Origin of the sequence: Limnohabitans sp. (assembly GCF_034680285.1) — a bacterium.
Lineage (GTDB): Bacteria > Pseudomonadota > Gammaproteobacteria > Burkholderiales > Burkholderiaceae_C > Limnohabitans_A.
Genome location: NZ_JAXITC010000005.1, coordinates 93,745 through 110,982, shown reverse-complemented (window position 1 = coordinate 110,982; position 17,238 = coordinate 93,745). Strand labels below are relative to the sequence as shown.

At 60.8% G+C, this 17,238-nt stretch carries 7 protein-coding genes; 3 read left to right on the top strand and 4 right to left on the bottom strand.

The features are described 5' to 3' along the window. Together SWE17_RS06100 and SWE17_RS06095 are read left to right on the top strand one after the other, a co-directional pair. Positions 1–11,568, top strand: a complete 11,568-nt coding sequence (locus tag SWE17_RS06100; protein ID WP_322992219.1) for a YDG domain-containing protein — start codon at positions 1–3, stop codon at positions 11,566–11,568. A 39-nt stretch (positions 11,569–11,607) separates the two neighbouring features. Then, positions 11,608–12,414 carry a peptidylprolyl isomerase gene (locus SWE17_RS06095; protein ID WP_322992218.1) on the top strand — a complete coding sequence of 269 codons (807 nt, stop codon included), beginning with the start codon at positions 11,608–11,610 and terminating at the stop codon, positions 12,412–12,414. Positions 12,415–12,433: 19 nt separating this feature from the next. Here the strand turns inward: SWE17_RS06095 and SWE17_RS06090 are convergent, their stop codons facing one another. Both SWE17_RS06090 and SWE17_RS06085 read right to left on the bottom strand, forming a co-directional pair. Further along, positions 12,434–13,858 (bottom strand): FAD-binding oxidoreductase, encoded by a 1,425-nt coding sequence (locus SWE17_RS06090; RefSeq protein WP_322992217.1) that lies wholly within the window; start codon positions 13,856–13,858, stop codon positions 12,434–12,436. A gap of 5 nt (positions 13,859–13,863) precedes the next feature. After that, on the bottom strand, positions 13,864–14,271 hold the full coding sequence (locus SWE17_RS06085; RefSeq protein WP_322992216.1) for a DUF2069 domain-containing protein: 408 nt from the start codon (positions 14,269–14,271) through the stop codon (positions 13,864–13,866). Between the two features lie 21 nt (positions 14,272–14,292). On the opposite strand from SWE17_RS06085, the gene SWE17_RS06080 reads away from it, so the two are divergent. Beyond that, entirely contained in the window at positions 14,293–15,534 is a 1,242-nt protein-coding gene (locus tag SWE17_RS06080; protein WP_322992215.1) for a YihY family inner membrane protein, read from the top strand. Between the two features lie 4 nt (positions 15,535–15,538). Here SWE17_RS06080 and SWE17_RS06075 read toward each other — a convergent pair whose 3' ends face one another. Further along, positions 15,539–15,862: a DUF962 domain-containing protein gene (locus tag SWE17_RS06075; RefSeq protein ID WP_322992214.1), complete on the bottom strand. Its 324-nt coding sequence runs from the start codon at positions 15,860–15,862 to the stop codon at positions 15,539–15,541. Positions 15,863–15,879: 17 nt separating this feature from the next. Continuing rightward, positions 15,880–17,208, bottom strand: coding sequence for a cytochrome P450 (locus SWE17_RS06070; protein WP_322992213.1), 1,329 nt, complete (start codon positions 17,206–17,208; stop codon positions 15,880–15,882). Positions 17,209–17,238: the final 30 nt, after the last annotated feature.

The window sequence follows — 17,238 nt, the reverse complement described above, 5'->3', positions numbered from 1 at the left end:
ATGAACCACGTCTACCGCCTCAAACGATCGGGCCGCACCCAGCAACTGCAACCCGTGCCCGAGACCGCACGCGCTGCGGGCAAAGGCACACGCACCGGCAAAACACTGGCCCAAGCCGTGACCGCCACCCTGGCCAGCTTTGCGCTCGGCGGCATCGCCAGCTTGGCTTATGCGCAGCAAGCCCCGCCTGCCTCTGCACCCACAGCCGCCCAACTACCCCAAGGTGGCGTGGTCACACGCGGCAGCGCCAACATCGTGACCAACACGGGCCAAGCGCAACTCACGGTCAACCAAAGCAGCAACCGCGCCGTCATCGACTGGGCCAGCTTCAACGTCGGCAGCCAGGCCAAGGTGCAGTTCAACCAGCCGAGCAGCAGCGCGGTCACGCTCAACAACATCCTGGGCAACAACGCCAGCCAGATCTACGGCCAGATCAGCGCCAACGGCCAAGTGTTTTTGAGCAACCCCAACGGTGTGTACTTCTCGCCCACGGCGCAGGTCAACGTGGGCGGCTTGGTGGCCACCACGGGCAAGGCCAACGCCGATGAATTCATGGCGGGCAAAGGCAGCTTCAACCGAGACGGCAGCACGGGCAGCGTGGTCAACCAAGGCCAACTCACGTCCGCTGCTGGCGGCTACATCGCGCTGCTGGCCCCAGAGGTGCGCAACCAAGGCGTGGTGGTGGCACAAGCGGGCACGGTAGCACTCGCATCAGGCGAAGTCATCACGCTGAACTTCAACAACACAGGCACCGGCCTCGCGGGTATCACCACCACACCCCAAGCCATTGCGGCCTTGGTGGAAAACCGCAGCGCCGTGCTGGCCGAAGGCGGGCAGATCATCTTGTCGGCCCACGCGCTGGCCAGCTTGCAAGGCTCGGTCGTCAACAACAGCGGGCAATTGAGCGCCACAAGTTTGAGCACCAAGGGCGGCAAGATCGTGCTGATGGCCGACAAGATCGAACTGACTGGCACCAGCAAGATCGACGCCAATGGCCCGCAAGGCGGCGGCACCGTGCTGGTGGGTGGCGACTGGCAAGGCAGCGGCGACACGCGCCAGGCGACCAAGGTGACGATGGCGCCGGGCGCCAGCATCGAAGCCAATGCCACAGGGCAGGGCAACGGTGGCAAGGTGGTGTTGTGGAGCGATGTGAAAAATGCCAACAGCCTCACCCAGGTGGAAGGGCGCATTGAGGCCAAAGGCGCAGGCACGGGCAACGGCGGGCAGGTGGAAACCTCGGGGCACACGCTCAAAGTGGGTGACACCACGCGCGTCAACACCCTCTCAACGCAGGGCGCAGCAGGCCAGTGGCTGCTGGACCCCAATGACTTCACCGTGGCCGCTGTGGGCGGTGACATTGACGGTGCCACCTTGTCGGGCAACCTGGGTTTGGGCAATGTCACCATCACATCAGCGTCAGGGGGCACGGCCAGCACCACGGCAGGCAGCATCTTTGTCAATGACACTGTCAGCTGGAATGCCAATACCCTCACACTCAACGCGGAAAACAACGTCACAGTCAATCAGGTCATGACTCTGACCAGCACAGCGGGCTTGGCGGTTCAGTTCGGGCAACAGAGCGCCCCGGCCGTGAACAACAATGCCTTGTTCACGGCCAATGCACCGATCAACATTGCCACTACCGGCAGCTTTGCCACCAAACTGGGCAGCGCAACGGGCAGCGTCTCGACCAGCTACACCATCATCAACAGCTTGGGGGGTGCTGCCGATGCCACCACGGCCCCAGCCAACCCCAGTTTGCAGGGCATGGCGAGTGCCCCAGTGAACACCGCTTTTGTGCTTGGCTCGGACATTGACGCTTCCGCCACAACAAGCTGGAACAGTGGTGCAGGCTTCAAGCCCATTGGCAACGGCACAACATCCTTTACAGGTAAATTCAACGGCCTGGGCCACACCATCACCGGCCTGACCCAGGACGGTGCCACCAGCGACTATTTAGGCCTGTTTGGCAAGACCACGGGCTCGATCAGCAACGTCACCCTCAGTTCATCGGCGATCGCTGGCCGCTCGTATGTCGGATCACTTGCTGGGTTCGGTGCAGATTTCTACAACGTGCGCATTCTGGGCGGCAGCGTGACAGGCACCACTTATGTGGGGGGCATGGCCGGCTATGCCAGTGCTGCCATCAACACCGTCAATGGCAATGCTGCTGTCACTGGTCGCGACAGTGCGACCGTAGCAGCGCAGTTCGTGGGTGGCTTGCTCGGCAAAGGGGTCGGTGCCATCAACAACGTGACCGGTTCAGGCACGGTGGTGGTGACCAACACCAACACGGCGCTCGTGACCGGTGCAAGTGCTGCGCTGTCGATTCACAGCATTGGTGGCCTGGTGGGCCAGTTGGCGCCGACGGCTGGCATGACCCTGTCCAACAACATCAACACAGGCAATGTGACGGTGACGACGGCGACGGCCTCATGTTCTGTGGCCGCCTACTGCATATCCAATGTCGGTGGCCTGATCGGCACCTTGGGTGGTGGTGTCAACAACTCGGCGGCCAACTGGCGGGTTTCACTGACAGACAGCATTAACAGTGGCGCCATCAGCGTAACCAGCACCACCACGGCAAGCATGGGTTTAGCCACCACCAATATAGGCTACGCCACTGGCGGCATGATTGGCCGGATCGATTACGCCGGCGGTACAAATCTGGCATTTGGCGGTGGATTGACACTGACCAATCTGGCTTCATCGGGGGCTGTCAATGGCTACAGCGCGGTCGGGGGGCTGGTTGGACGAAGTAATTTGGGCAGCAACACCGCGGGCAGCAATGTGTTCACCACACTGGCCGCCACCGGAAATGTCACCGGTTTTGGCGGCACTGGCGCTTATGGCCTCCCCTCAAGCACTGTGCCCAGCAACATCGCGCAAGGTGTCGGTGGTCTTTTGGGTGTCAACCAAGGCAACTATGTGGGGCAGATCAATGACAGCCATTACAGCGGCACGGTGCTGTCGCGGGGGGGGCTGTTCATTGGTGGGCTGGCGGGCACCCACACGGGCTTGATTTCAAATTCATACGCCACAGGCGCCATCAACATGGCCAGCACGCCCTTGGCTGTTTCTGAAACCAGTGCAGGCATCATTGGCGGCCTGGTCGGCTACCTGGGCGGTGGCACCACTGCCGCGGGCATCATCAATGGCAGCTATAGCAACGTCGCCATTACTTTGGGCAGCAGTGGTGCGCGCACCGTTGCCTCGAGGGTAGGCGGCTTGGTGGGAACCACGGTGGCGCCCATAAGCGGCAACCGCAGCATCGTCATCAGTGATTCAAGCGTGCAAGGCGACATCACCGCTTATTTAACGATGTCAGGAAGCAGATCCCCTGAATACATCGGTGGTCTGGTTGGCTATGGCAGTGTGCCTGATTATTCAACCTCTACAGTCTCCGTCTCTGGCAATACATTGACTGTTTCCAGCGTCACAACTCTCGGAGCCTATGGTGCCACCAGCAGTGTCGGTGACTATTTGGCTGTGGGCAGTGTGGTCAGTGGACCGGGCATCTTGCCTGGCACTTACATCAGTGCTTTGGTCAGCGGCACTGGCGGCGCCGGCACGTACCAGCTCAACCAGGCTCAAACCACGGCCGCTGGGATCACCGTCACGACCTCTACGCCGAACTACATCAACAACAGCGTCGTGACAGGCAACGTCACAGCTGCCGTTGCGAACCAAGTCGGCGGGCTGGCGGGGCAGGCGGGTTCGATTTTCAACAGCCACACGCTGGGCAACGTCAGCGGCAAGTCCACTGTTGGTGGTTTGGCCGGCTTTGCCCATTCTGTCTACAACAGTTATGCCTTGGGCAATGTGTCGAGCAGTGCCAATGGCGAAGCGGGTGGTTTGTTGGGGCGACTAACCTCAAATCTGTGGCTTGGCATTGCGTCCAGCTATTGGTCTGGGCAAGAGGTTTCGGGGTCAAACTTCTCCGGTGGTCTGGTTGGTTATTCCTTTGGTGGGGCCGTTTACAACAGTTATGCGATTGGCAGCGGGGCTGTAAGAGGGGGCACCTACAGTGGCGGTCTGGTAGGCGCCACCACTGGCGACATTGTCAACAGCTACAGCACGGTGACCGTTATCGGGGCTGGTAACAGTGTGGGTGGCCTGGTGGGCTCATTTGGCAGTTTGAACAGCATTCCCACCATGACTAACAGCTGGGCCACCGGTTCTGTCACCAGTAGCACCAGCGGTGTTGGCATCGGCGGCCTGGTGGGTAGCTCTTACGGAACCGTCATCAACTCCTATGCCGGCGGTGCCGTGACCGGGACCAACGGCGCCACGGGCGGCATAGGTGGCCTGCTGGGCAGCAATATGGGCGGCGGCAGTGTGAACAACAGCTTTGCCAATGGCACGGTGACCAGCACCTCCACCAGCACCAGTGTGGTGGCGTATGCCGGTGGCTTGATCGGTTTTAACCAGTCCAGCGGCTCGGTCAACAACAGTTATGCCAGTGGTGCAGTCACCGTCAATGGCTTGGCGAGTGCTGGCGGGCTGATCGGTTACACCGCCATTCCGGTGGTGGCCACCAGTCAAGAAATTACAACCGGTGGCGTCACCAATACCCAGAATTTTTCCACAACTTACTACACGGCGATTGGTGTCACGGGGGTGGGTGCCACGATCACGGGCACTGGTATACCAGCCGGTACATTCATCACGGCCATGGCGAGCGCTGCGGGAAGTCTGACGCTCAGCCAAAACGTGACCGTTGCCGGCAATGCGTCTGTGACAGTCACCAACATCACTCAGAGTAGCAGCGCCAGTATTGCTGGCACCACGCTGACCTTGGGAGGCGCAGTGACAGGCTATTTTGCGCCGGGCACAGCCATCACTGGTGCTGGCATTCCTGCTGGTACCTACATCACTGCTGTGCAGACCCCGTCGAGTCTGCTGGCCAATGGTTTCGGCGGCGCGGGCAGTACCTACACGCTGAACAACAGCGTGAATTTGTCAAACATTGGCATCACCGGCACCAATGTGGCCGTGTCCACCTATTCCAAAGTGCCCGTGGACGGATTTTTGGTGGCCTCGTCGGTGGCCGGTGGCCTGTCGGTTGGCATGACGGTGACTGGCCCTGGTATTCCCGTTAACACCACCATCACGGGTGTGACCACAAAAATGGTGAGCAGCACTGCCACCTTGGGCTATACCTTGAGCAACAACTTTGGCACCATCGCATCGCCGATTGCGGTGGTGGGCCAATTGGCCAATCCCAACATCAGCAATGTTTACGCCACGGGCAGCGTCAGATCCAACACCGCTGTTTCAACCGCCTATTCTTATCTGGGGGGCCTGATTGGCCAGGTGGGTTCGGCAATCAATTCGTCGATCGCCAATGGCTATGCTTCTGGCGCTGTGATTGAACTCGCTGGGCGGTCCACTGTCATCAAGGGGGGGGTGATTGGCTACATTGGCTCTGGTAACACCAGCGGCACGAGTCTGGGTTCAGCCTTGGCACCCACTCTCAGCACTGTGTATTTCAACAACAGCGCCAACAGCGGCTTTGTGGGCGTAGGCAACGATGTGCTGACCCCAGCGGGTAACTTGAGTACCGGCACCTCGGGATTGAGCGCCAGCGATCTGCGCACTTCGACTGCCATAACGGGGTTTAACTTTACCGACAGCATCTTGGGTGTTGCTGCCAATGGTCGCGCCGCAGCGGGTAACTATTGGGTTCTGGTGGATGCCGATGGGTCTTACAACAATGCCTTGGGTGCCACAGGTGCCAGCTACCCCATGCTGGCTTCTGAGTACAACTTGAAAGTCAGCAGCGGTCATCAGTTGCAGTTGATGGGACTTAAACCCTCGGTCTCATATGCCCTGCAAAACTCGATCAGTTTTGGAAGTACGGACGTGTGGGATAGCGCGGGTTTTATTCCCGTAGGCACCACAAATTCCCCTTTCACAGGGAGCTTCACCGGTTCAGCGCTTTTCTCGGGCAGTCAGACGATTTGCCCAGCAGCCTCTGGCGGCTGCACGATTTCCGACCTCACGATCAATTCAACCCAAGCGAGACCTGTCGGCTTGTTTGGCACTGTGGGCTCAGGCGCCACGCTCGCCGGCATTCGTTTACTCAATGCCAATGTGACGGGCGTGGAGAGTGTGGGCGCGGTGGTGGGTTCCAACGCGGGCACCTTGTCTTTCAGCAGCTCGACCGGCACGGTCAGCAGCACCAACAGCACGAACACTGGTTATGGTGTGGGCGGCATAGTTGGTGAAAACACAGGTGCGGTCGATCGCGTGTTTTCGATGGCGACAGTCACGGGCACGCTAGGTGCCAATATGCTGGCTGGTGGGGTAATAGGTTTCAATCAGACGGGTGGTACGCTGAGCAATGCCTATGCGGCCAGTCTGGGTTCGATCAGCTCCGGTGGTTTCGCTGGGGGGCTGGCGGGGGGCAACATGGGCACCATCAGCAACAGCTATGCGGCTGGCCCTGTGACTGGAGCTTCTACAGTCTCTGGCGGCTTAGTGGGGACCAATGCCAGTGGCACACTTAGCAATAGCTTTTGGGATACCAGCACCACGGGGCAGTCCAGCCCCATTGCGGCACCAGGCGGTGGCGGCGGAGGCGGCGGATTAGTACCGGGTGGTGGTGGTGGTGGTGGTGGCGTGATCGGCACACTCAACAACAACGCCGGCATGGACACGGTCAACATGCAGACGCTGGCCAACTACAACTCTGCTACAGCAGACAACGCGGGTGTTGACCCTGCGTGGAACCTGAGCACGATCTGGAATCCACCGGTGGCGGGCGCTTTGTACCCAGCTTTGCGTGATTTTTTGATCCCGATCACCGTCACCGCCAAAGCGGTTTCCAAGGTGTACGACGGCGCCCCTTACAGCGACACCGTAAGTCTCAGTTATTCCTTGCCCAACATCAGTTTGTCGGGCACGGCAACTTATGAAAGCAGCATTGCGGGCTATTTGAATGTGGGCAACTACAACATCACGCCCACCGGTCTGTATTCCAATCAGTACAACGTGACTTATGCCAGTGGGCCATTGACCATCACCAAGCGGCCACTGTCATTCACGATTTCAACACTGGTTCCCAAGCTTTATGACGGCACCAATTTATTGGATCCGTCCAACATCACCATCAACAATTTGGTTGCTCCGCAGACCTTGTCGGTCATCAGTGTGAAAGCGGTCAGCTCTCAGGTGTCGGCCAATGCTTCTAATTACATCAGCAGCATCACACTGGGCAATGCCACCGATGGCTCGGGTGGTTTGCTCGCCAACTACAGCGTGCCGACAACGCTCACGCGCGTCAACGCAGCGGTCACGATTGTGGCCCAGGGTTTGACGGTCAGCGGCGTCACAGCGTCTGACAAAGCCTATGACGGGACAACGACGGCGACAGTCTCTGGTGGGGTGCTGACAGGTGTGCTGGCTGCTGATAACGGTCTGGTGAGCGTATCTGGCACGGGCACTTTTGCAAACGCCAATGTGGCTAATGGCATCAGCGTCAGTGCTGCTCTGACAGGGGTGGCTGGTGGCAATTATGTGTTGACGCAACCGGTGGGACTCAGCGCCAACATCACGGCCAAAACTGTGACGTTGACGAATACCGCCAGGTCTACTACTTACGACGGCACCAGCACCTATGGAGCCTTGGCCAGTGGCACAGCCTTCACCGCCGGCGGTCTGGTGGGCTCTGACAGCGTGGCTTCGGTGACACAAACCCCAAGCGGCACTGGCGTGACCAATTCGGGTATAGCGCAAGCTGGTAACTTCAGCGTGACGCCCAGCACTGCGGTGATGGGCGTGGGCAATGCCAACAACTACAACTTCAGTTACTTTGCAAGTACCCATACGGTCGACCCGGCCGTCGTTTCTGTCACGCCCATCACCGGCGCGCTGCAAGGCACAGTGAGCAAGGTTTATGACGGCACGAACGTGGCGACCTTGAACGCAGGCAATTACTTGCTCACTGGCTGGGCCACCCTTGCCGAAGGCGCCACGGTCACCAAAACCACAGGCACCTACGACAGCGCCGACGCTGGCAGTGGCAAGACGGTGACGGTGTCATTGGTCGATGCGGACTACACCGCCACAGGCGGCACCAACTTGGCCAACTACACCCTGCCCACCAGCATCAGCGGCGCAGTGGGCAGCATCAGCAAAGCCGCGTTGACGGCCACCGGCAACAGCGCGTCAGTGACGTACAACGGAGCCAACCAATCGGTGAGCGGCTTCACGGTGTCGGGCTTGCAGGGCAGCGACACGGTGGGCAGCCTCAGCAGTGTGGTGGCCTCGGGCGCTACCGGCAAAAACGCAGGCAGCTACACCAACACCGTGACCGCAGGCACCGAGACCAACTACACCGTGAGCACGGTCAACGGCAGTCTGGCCATCGCCAAAGCGGCGCTGACCGCCACAGGCAACAGCGCATCGGTGACGTACAACGGTGCCAACCAATCGGTGAGCGGCTTCACGGTGTCGGGCTTGCAGGGCAGCGACACGGTGAGCAGCCTCAGCACAGTGGCGGCCTCGGGCGCCACTGGCAAAAACGCAGGCAGTTACGCCAACACAGTGACCGCAGGCACGGAGACCAACTACACCGTGACCACGGCCAACGGCAGTCTGGCCATTGCCAAGGCCAATGCCACCGTGACCGCCAACAGTGGCACGTCAACTTACACCGGCAAAGATCAGACTGTAAGCGGTTTCACCGTCAGCGGCTTGGTGGGTGGCGAGTCTCCTTCGGTGCTGACCGGCGTGAGCGCCAGCCGTACCGAGAAAAACGCAGGCACTTACGCCATCACCCCCAGTGGTACGGATGGCAACTACCAACTGACCTTTGTTGATGGCAGCTTGGTCATTAACCCAGCGACCCTGGCGGTGCGCGTGAACGACGATGCCAAGTTCGTGACGCAAGCAGACGCTGCAGGCTACGCGGGTGTGAGTTACAGCGGCTTTGTGGGTGGTGAGTCCGACAGCGTGGTGGGTGGGACACTGACCATCGGCCGCAGTGGCAGCGGGCCAGACGGCAACACCAGCGCCTCGAGCAACACTGTGGGCAGCTACACCGGCGCGCTCACGGCGTCGGGCCTGACCAGCCCCAACTACACCCTGAACTACCAAAGCGGCAACTACCGGGTGATTCCGGCTGACCAACTGCTGATCAAGCTGAGCAATGCCAGCACCACCTATGGCAGCGCCGCCAGTTACTCGGTGACCGAGGCCAAGTACCTCAACCAGAGCAACACCATCGTGGACCTGACGGGCAGTGTGACCCGCAGCGAGAGTAACGGCACCACCAGCTTTGCAGTGTCAGACGGCGTGGGCGGCAGCGCCCGCTTTGCGGTTGCCTCCAACGGTGCGTTGCTGAGCGGCGCAGGGCAGCTGAGCGTGGGCACTTACCAGCTCGGCGCCACGGGCGTGAGTGTGACCAGCAACAACTTCAGCAGCAATCTGGCCTTGGTGGGGGCACTTGAAGTCCATACCGCGCCCCTGACCCCCGCGTTGGCCCCGACCAAGGTGTATGACAGCACCCCCGTCATCGCTGGTCTGAACCTGGGTGTGGCCGGAGCCCAGACGGGTGACCTTGTCAGTGCCACTGGCACCGGCAGCTTTGCCAACAAAAACGCTGGCACGGGCATGGGCTACACCGTGGCCAACCTGGCGCTCACGGGCACGGATGCACGCAACTATTACCTCACTGGAACGGACGCGGGCAGCACAGTGACTGGTGCCAATGGCACCATCACCCCTGCACCTTTGACGGTGAACTTCACCGCCACCGACAAGGTCTACGACGGCAACACCCGTGCAGTGGTCACGCCCACCGACAACCGCTTTGCGGGCGATGTGCTGAGCGTGAGCGCCACGGGCAACTTTGCTGACAAAAACGTGGGCACGGCCAAGCCGGTGAATGTGACCGCAGTTGCATTGAGCGGTGCGGACGCCACCAACTACACCGTGAGCCCCACGGCCAGCAGCACAGCCACCATCACCCGCCTGGCACAGGTGACGTGGGTGGGCGGCCCGACAGGCAGCTGGTTCGACCCGGCCAACTGGGCAGGCGGCGCAGTGCCCGACCTGGCCAACGTGGCCAACGTGACCATCCCGGCTGGGGTGACGGTGAGCTTTGACAACACCCCCGTGCTGCCAGCACAAGCCGAGCCCGTGAGCATTGACAGCTTGGGCGTGGCTGGCAGCTTGAGCCAGTCGGCAGGCACCCTGAATGTGGGTGCAGGCGGTGTGACGCTGAACACCCTGACGCAAACGGGTGGTGAATTGGCCACCACGGGCGCACTCACGCTGGGTAGCCTGAGCCAAAGCGGAGGCAGCTTGTCTGCAGGCAGTCTGTCGACCACCACGTCTTACAGTCAGACGGGCAATGGCACGATCAACGTGACGGGTGATGTGTCGATTACCGCCACCACTGCACCGGTGTTGTTGGGCAACCTGAACACCGGCGGCACGCTGAACGTGAACAGCACGGGCGGGAGCATCACGCAAACCGCAGGCACGGTGCTGACCGTGACTGGCCCGGCCACCCTCACGGCCAGCCAGAACGGCGCACCCGCGAATGTGGACCTGGGCAATGCAGGCAACACGCTGAGTGGGCCAGTGACGGTTTCGGGCGCAGATGTGACGCTGACCACCACAGGACCACTGACCGCCAGCGTGACGGCCACGGGGGATGCCACCCTCACGAGCGGTGGCACCACCACCCTGGGCGCGAGCACCGTGGGCGGTGACCTGAGCGTCACCAGCACGGGCGATGTGACGCAAACCGCGCCGCTGAGCGTGGCAGGCACCACCACGGTGAGCTCTACCCAAGGTGATGTGGTGCTGAGCAACCCCAACAACAACCTCACGGGTGTGGTGACCGCACAGGGCACCAACGTGACGGTCAAAACCCACGCGCCGCAGACCACGGTGGTGACCACCACCGAAGACGCTACCTTGAGCACGGCAGGCACCTTGACCGTGAGCGGAACGGCAGGGAGCTTGACCACGCAAAGCGGCGGCACCACTACGCTGGGCACGACCACCGTGAAGGGTGATGTGCAGATCACCACCAACAACGGCGACATTGCCCAAACGGGCACGTTGCTGGTAGGTGGCGCTGCAGACCTGAACGCAGGCACAGGCAAAGTGACCTTGACCGATCCGGGCAACGGCATTGCGGGCCCCGTGACGGTGGTGGGTACTGGCAAGGTCTCAAGTACCGAAGGCATGCGTGACGATCCGAGCGTCCTCAAGCGCCCGGTGGTGTTGACGCCAGCAATGAAGCCAAGCCAAAGCGCTTACCTCGTGACGGTGCTCAAGCTGCCTCAAAATAACGAAGCGGGTGTGGTGCACATCGAGCTGCGTGACGGGTTGGAGGCGGCAGAAGTCGAGTTGCCTGCGAAGGTGCAGGGTTGGATCGATGCGGCAGGCGCTGAGTTGAGCTTGGTCGGGGCAGTGGGTGTTGTGGAACTGACACCCAACCGACGTGCTGTGCGCCTCTTGCCTGCGGCCGAACGGCAATTCCCCCTGCAATTTGCCATGCAAGCGGGTCAGCAACGTTTGTCCTTCCGCATCGTCAAGCGACCTTGATACGATCTGTCTTGAATGGTTGATTTTCTGGAGTTCATTGTGAAAATTCGTTCTAAGTTTTGGTTGGCTGCATTGGGTGTTTCTGGTGCGGTGTGTTTTTCTGGTGTGGCTTTGTCGGCCGACGCCCCAGTGGCCGTGGTCAACGGTGTGTCCATCGCTGCCCGCTTGATGGACCGCAATGTGCAAGCGAACGTGGCCCAGGGCCAAAAAGACACGCCCGAGTTGCGTGCGGCGCTCAAACAAGAGCTTGTGGCCCGTGAGCTGATGGCGCAAGAGGCGCAAAAGCGGGGGCTCGACAAACTGCCTGCCACGCAAGATGCGTTGGCGGCGATGCGCCAAAACCTGTTGATCGAGTTGGTGCTGAACGACGAGTTCACCAAAAACCCGATCACCGAGGCGGAACTCAAAGCCGAGTACGAGCGCCAGGTGAAGGCCTTGAAGGCTGGTGGTGATCTGCAGCAGTTCCAGATTTCGACCATCGTGCTGGCCACCGAAGCCGATGCCCGTTCGGTGATGACGGCCATGCGCTCAGGTCAGGCCTTTGATGCCCTGGCCAAGTCCCGTTCGATGGACCCGAGCAAAGACAAAGGCGGTGACTTGGGCTGGTTCTTGCCCGATCAGATTGCCCCGGCCATCTCCAATGTGGTGGTCAACTTGGCGCCGGGCGCGGTGTCGGCCGCGCCTATTCAGGTCGGTCCTTACTGGCATGTGGTCAAGCTGGCGGGCAAGCGCCCTTACCAGGTGCCCGGTTTTGACGAGAGCAAAAACCTGCTGCAAGCCGCCGTGGTCCAGAACCGCCGCACTGCTTTGCTCAAGAAGTTGACCGATGCGGCTGTGGTGAAGTGAGCCAGGCGGGCTGGGCGTCTCAGCCCAGCACCCGCCCCGGGTTCATGATGTTCTGCGGGTCCAGGGCTTTTTTCACCGCTCGCATCATGGCCAAGGCCGTGGGGTCTTTGTAAAGCGGCAGCTTGTTCACTTTTTGCTCGCCAACGCCGTGTTCGGCACTGATGGAGCCGCCAAAGCGTTTGACTTGGTCAAACACCCAAGTGTTCACCTTGTCTTCAAACTCGCGTAAGAAAGCTTGGCCATCCGCCCCTTCGGGCGCTTGCACGTTGTAGTGCAGGTTGCCGTCGCCCAAGTGCCCAAAGTCCACCATGCGCACGCCGGGCACGTTTTGGGCCAACAGGGCGTCTGTTTCGGCCACAAAGGCCGGGATGCGCGAGACCGGGATGCTGATGTCGTGTTTGATGTTCAGGCCTTCTTGGGCCTGCGCCATCGTGATGCTCTCGCGGATGTGCCACAGGCCTTTGGCCTGCGTCAGATTTTCAGCGACCACGGCATCGGTCACGCAGCCTTGTTCCAGCGCCGCTTCGAGCAGGGCTTCGAACTGTCCCCGTGCATGGCTTTCGCTTTCGCTGTCGGAGTTCTCCAGCAACACACACCAAGGCGTTTCTTGCCAGAGCGGCACCCGCAGTTGAGGGTAGTGTTTGTCCACCAAGCTCAGGGCGAACTGGCCCATGACTTCAAAGCCCGTCAGGCCCGGCCCCAGTCGTTGGTGGGCCAGCCCCAGCAGTTGCACGGCTGCTTCCATGCTCGGCACAGCAGCCCAAGCGGTGAGTTGTGCAGCGGGCTGGGGGTAGAGCTTCATGGTCGCGGCGGTGATGATGCCCAGCGTGCCTTCGCTGCCAATCATCAAGTTGCGCAGGTCATAACCCGTGTTGTCTTTGCGCAGGCCGCTCAAGCCGTGCCAGATGTCGCCTTGTGCGGTGACCACTTCCAGGCCCAGGCAGAGCTCGCGGGTGTTGCCGTAGCGCACGACTTGCGTGCCGCCTGCGTTGGTGCCCAGGTTGCCGCCGATGGTGCAGCTGCCTTCGGCGCCCAGGCTCAGGGGGAACAGAAAACCTGCGGCTTCGGCAGCGGCTTGCAGGTTTTGCAGCACACAACCAGCTTCGACGGTGATGGCGAGGTTGGCCGGGTCGATGGCCCGCACGGCGTTCATGCGGGTCATGCTGAGCACAATTTGTGTGCCCGAGCCGTTGGGCACGCCGCCTACCACCAGCCCGGTGTTGCCGCCTTGCGGAACGATGGGAGTATTCGCTGCGGCACAAACTTTGACCACGGCGGCCACTTGCGCCGTGTCACCCGGGCGCACCACGGCCAGGGCACGACCTGTGACGCGTTTGCGCCAGTCTTGCTCCCAAGGACTCAAGTCGGTAGCCGGGTCCTCGTGCGTGAGCACGTTGTCGTGGCCACAAATCTGGCGCAATTGATCTAACAAGGTCGTGGTCATGGTGTTCAGTCCCGTGGCACAGGCACAAAATTGCCCGTGGCTTTGGCGGCTTTGAAGCGGATTCGCACATGCAAAGCGCAAGCCACAAAAAGGGTGGTGCACAGCAGGGTTTGCAGTCCGGCCAGCGCGTTGGACGGCCAGGCGTCGCCCCAAGCCCGCACCACGCCCTCTACAAAGTAAAGCCACACCAGCATGCTGACCCAGCGGTAGGTGTACATGCGGTTTTTGAGCAAACCCGCCAGCGGAATGCACAGCGGCAATACCTTGATGGCCCACCAAGAGCCACCCGGGCGCAAGGGTGCCAGCCAAAGTTCCCAAGCCAAGCCCAAAACGATGAGGCCCAGCAGGCTGCCGACGGCCATCCAGCGGGTGAAATCGACGCCTGCGGGGTTGTTTTCTGTGTGTGTGTTCATTGCGGTGGCATCATACCGGGCATGCAATCTTCCCTGTCCAAGACCTCTTTACGCGCCCATGCCGCTCTTTGGTGGCAAGAGTTGTTGGTTTTTCCCTGGCGTCAAATGGCCGGCGTGTTGGCCGAGCGCTTTCGGGATGCCCGTTTGGGCGTGAGTGCCAGTTCGCTCACCTTCACCACCGTGCTGGCTTTGGTGCCTTTGTTTGCAGTGGGTTTGGCCGTTTTTGCAGCGTTCCCGGTGTTTGGCAAGTTCCAAGACACGATTCAGCGCTGGCTGATTGAAAGTTTGGTGCCCGAGAGCATTGCCCGTCAGGTGCTCAGCTATTTGACCCAGTTTTCGCGCAAAGCCAGCCGCTTGGGCTCGGTGGGTTTGGTGGCGGTGTTGATGTCGGCCGTGTTTTTGATGGTCACGATCGAGCGCACCTTGGGTCAGATTTGGGGCTTGCAGCGCCAGCGGCCTTTGGCGCAAAGGGTCTTGTTGTATTGGTCGTCGATCACCTTGGGGCCTTTGTTTTTGGGGGCCAGCCTGGCCATCACGTCTTATGTGGCGACGGCTTCACGCGATGTGGTCGATGTGTTGCCCGGCTCGGTCCGCTGGTTGCTCGACAGTTTTGAGTTTTTGCTGCTCACCGCTTGTGTGAGTGGTTTGTATTTTTATGTGCCCTTCACCCGCGTGCGCTGGCGTCATGCCATCACTGCTGGCTTTTTTGTCGCTGGGGCCTTGGAGTTGGCCAAAAAAGGCATGGCCCTGTACCTGCTGGAGGTGCCCACTTATTCGCTGATTTATGGCGCTTTCGCTGCGTTGCCAATTTTGCTGGTCTGGATTTACGTGACTTGGCTGCTGGTGCTGCTGGGGGCCGTGTTGGCTGCCAGTTTGCCCGAGTTGGGCCGGCAAGAGTGGCGCAAACCCGAGGGGGCGGGCTGGACCTTCAAGCTGGCTTTGGAAGTTTTGGGCGAGTTGAACGCGGCTAAGGCGTCAGAGCGGCGGGGATTGAGCACCGACGAGTTGGCCATGCGCTTGCGGGTGGAATCGAGCGAGCTGCGTCAGGTGCTGGAGGTCTTGCGTGGCCTCGATTGGGTGGGGCGCCTGACCGAGCAAAACGACCAAGGTCAAGCCCGCCAGGTTTTGCTGGTGGACCCCGCGCTGGCCACGGTGGCCCCGTTGGCCGACCGATTGCTGGTGTTGCGGGGGTCTGCGGCCGACCCGATTTGGCAGCAAACGGGTCTGGACCAGATCCGCTTGGGCCAGATGCTACCGAGGTGAGCGCTTAAAAGCTCACCCGGCCGCGCCACATGTCGCGGTACATGACCCAGTCGCCCATGAAGCTGTAGAGGGGGCGCTTGAAGCTGGCGGGCTTGTTTTTCTCGAACACAAAATGCCCAATCCAGGCGCAGCCGTAGCCACACAGCAAGGCATACAAAAAGTACTGCGGTTTGCCGGTTACGGCCAACATGGCCAAGCACACCAGGCTCAATGTGCTGCCCACAAAATGCATGCGGCGGCAGGTGCGGTCGCTGTGCTCGCTCAGGTAAAAAGGGTAGAACTCGGCAAAGCTGGTGTGCTGAGGCGCTTGTGTTTCGGGGGTGTCCATGGCTTGTCTCCTGGGGCTTATTGGATTGAAAATGGCGCGTGCAAGAAGCCGCGAAACCGCGCCCGGCCACCGCGCTGGGGCGCTTGAGTGAGCAGGTAATTTGGAAAGCGCTGTAAAAACCGCCCGATGGCGATGCGGCCTTCGAGCCGAGCCAAGCTGAGACCCGCACACTGGTGCACCCCAAAGCCAAAGGCCAGGTGCTTGTTGCCGGTGCGGCGCAGGTTCAGTTGTTCGGGGTTGTCATACACGGCAGGGTCGCGGTTGGCCGCACCGATGCACAGCGTGACCAAGGCTCCTGCGGGCAAGTCCATGCCGTTGACCTGGGTGGCTTGAACCGCGCGGCGGTTGCTCAGTTGGTTGGACGATTCAAAGCGCAAAAACTCGTCCACCGCAAGGCCCATGATCTGTTCGCGCTTTTCTTCAGTGCCCGCCTGCATCAAGTCGGCTTGGAGCTGTTTGCGCTGCTCGGGCCATTCCTGCAGGCTGATGAGCGCGTTGCCGATCAAGTTGGTGGTGGTTTCATGCCCGGCGTTGAGCAGGAACACGCAGTTTTGCATCAGCTCGACTTCGCTCAGGGCGTCTCCGTTTTCCTCGCCTTGAATCAAGCGGGTCAGCACGTCGTGCTCCGGGTCGCCGGGCTGCTGGCGGCGCTGTGCCGCCAATTGGCGCAGATAGGCCAAAAACTCGCTCACGCTGCGGTGGCCCAGTGCTTCTTGCTCTGGCGTGAGGGATGGCTCGAGCGCCCCCAAAATGGCCAGCGACCAGCCGCGCAAGGGCTCGCGCTCGGCGTGCGGCACGCCCAGCAGGTTGCCGATGATCTCGACCGGAATGGCCGAGGCAAAGTCTTCGATCAAGTCGCCACCGCCTTGAGCCTCTATTTTGTCCAGCAGGCTGTCGACCAACTGCACCAAGCCTGGCTCCATGGCCTCGATGGCGCGGCGGGTGAGGGCGCCCATGATCAAGCGGCGCACCCGGGTGTGCAGGGGTGGGTCGTTGAAGACCAGGCTGCTGGTGTGGTGCTCAAACAGCGGGGAGACACCGCTCGAAGTGGCGTAGGGGGGCTGGTTGAAAGGCGCGTGGTTGTATTTGGGGCCAAACTCGACCTGCTTGTCGGAGCTGAAGACCTTGGCATCGCGGTACACCGCCACCAGATCGGCATGGCGCGTGAGGAAATACGAGCCGTCAGGCATGCGCTTGAAAGGCTCGGACTCGCGCAGTGCGGCATAGACCGGGTATGGGTTGTCCAGAAAGTCGCGCGGCAAGGCCCGCAGGTCGAGGGCCTGAGCGATCTCTTTTGCCCTGGCCGTCGACAAGGGTGGGGTGATGTGGTCAGTCAATGCATTCATGGTGTAAGAGCGAGCCCTTGCTCGCGAATA

Bases quoted from the DNA above. Each gene is read 5' to 3' on its own strand.
- SWE17_RS06080 (WP_322992215.1), top strand. From the start codon at position 14,293: ATGCAATCTTCCCTGTCCAAGACCTCTTTACGCGCCCATGCCGCTCTT.
- SWE17_RS06085 (WP_322992216.1), bottom strand. From the start codon at position 14,271: ATGAACACACACACAGAAAACAACCCCGCAGGCGTCGATTTCACCCGC.
- SWE17_RS06100 (WP_322992219.1), top strand. From the start codon at position 1: ATGAACCACGTCTACCGCCTCAAACGATCGGGCCGCACCCAGCAACTG.
- SWE17_RS06090 (WP_322992217.1), bottom strand. From the start codon at position 13,858: ATGACCACGACCTTGTTAGATCAATTGCGCCAGATTTGTGGCCACGAC.
- SWE17_RS06070 (WP_322992213.1), bottom strand. From the start codon at position 17,208: ATGAATGCATTGACTGACCACATCACCCCACCCTTGTCGACGGCCAGG.
- SWE17_RS06075 (WP_322992214.1), bottom strand. From the start codon at position 15,862: ATGGACACCCCCGAAACACAAGCGCCTCAGCACACCAGCTTTGCCGAG.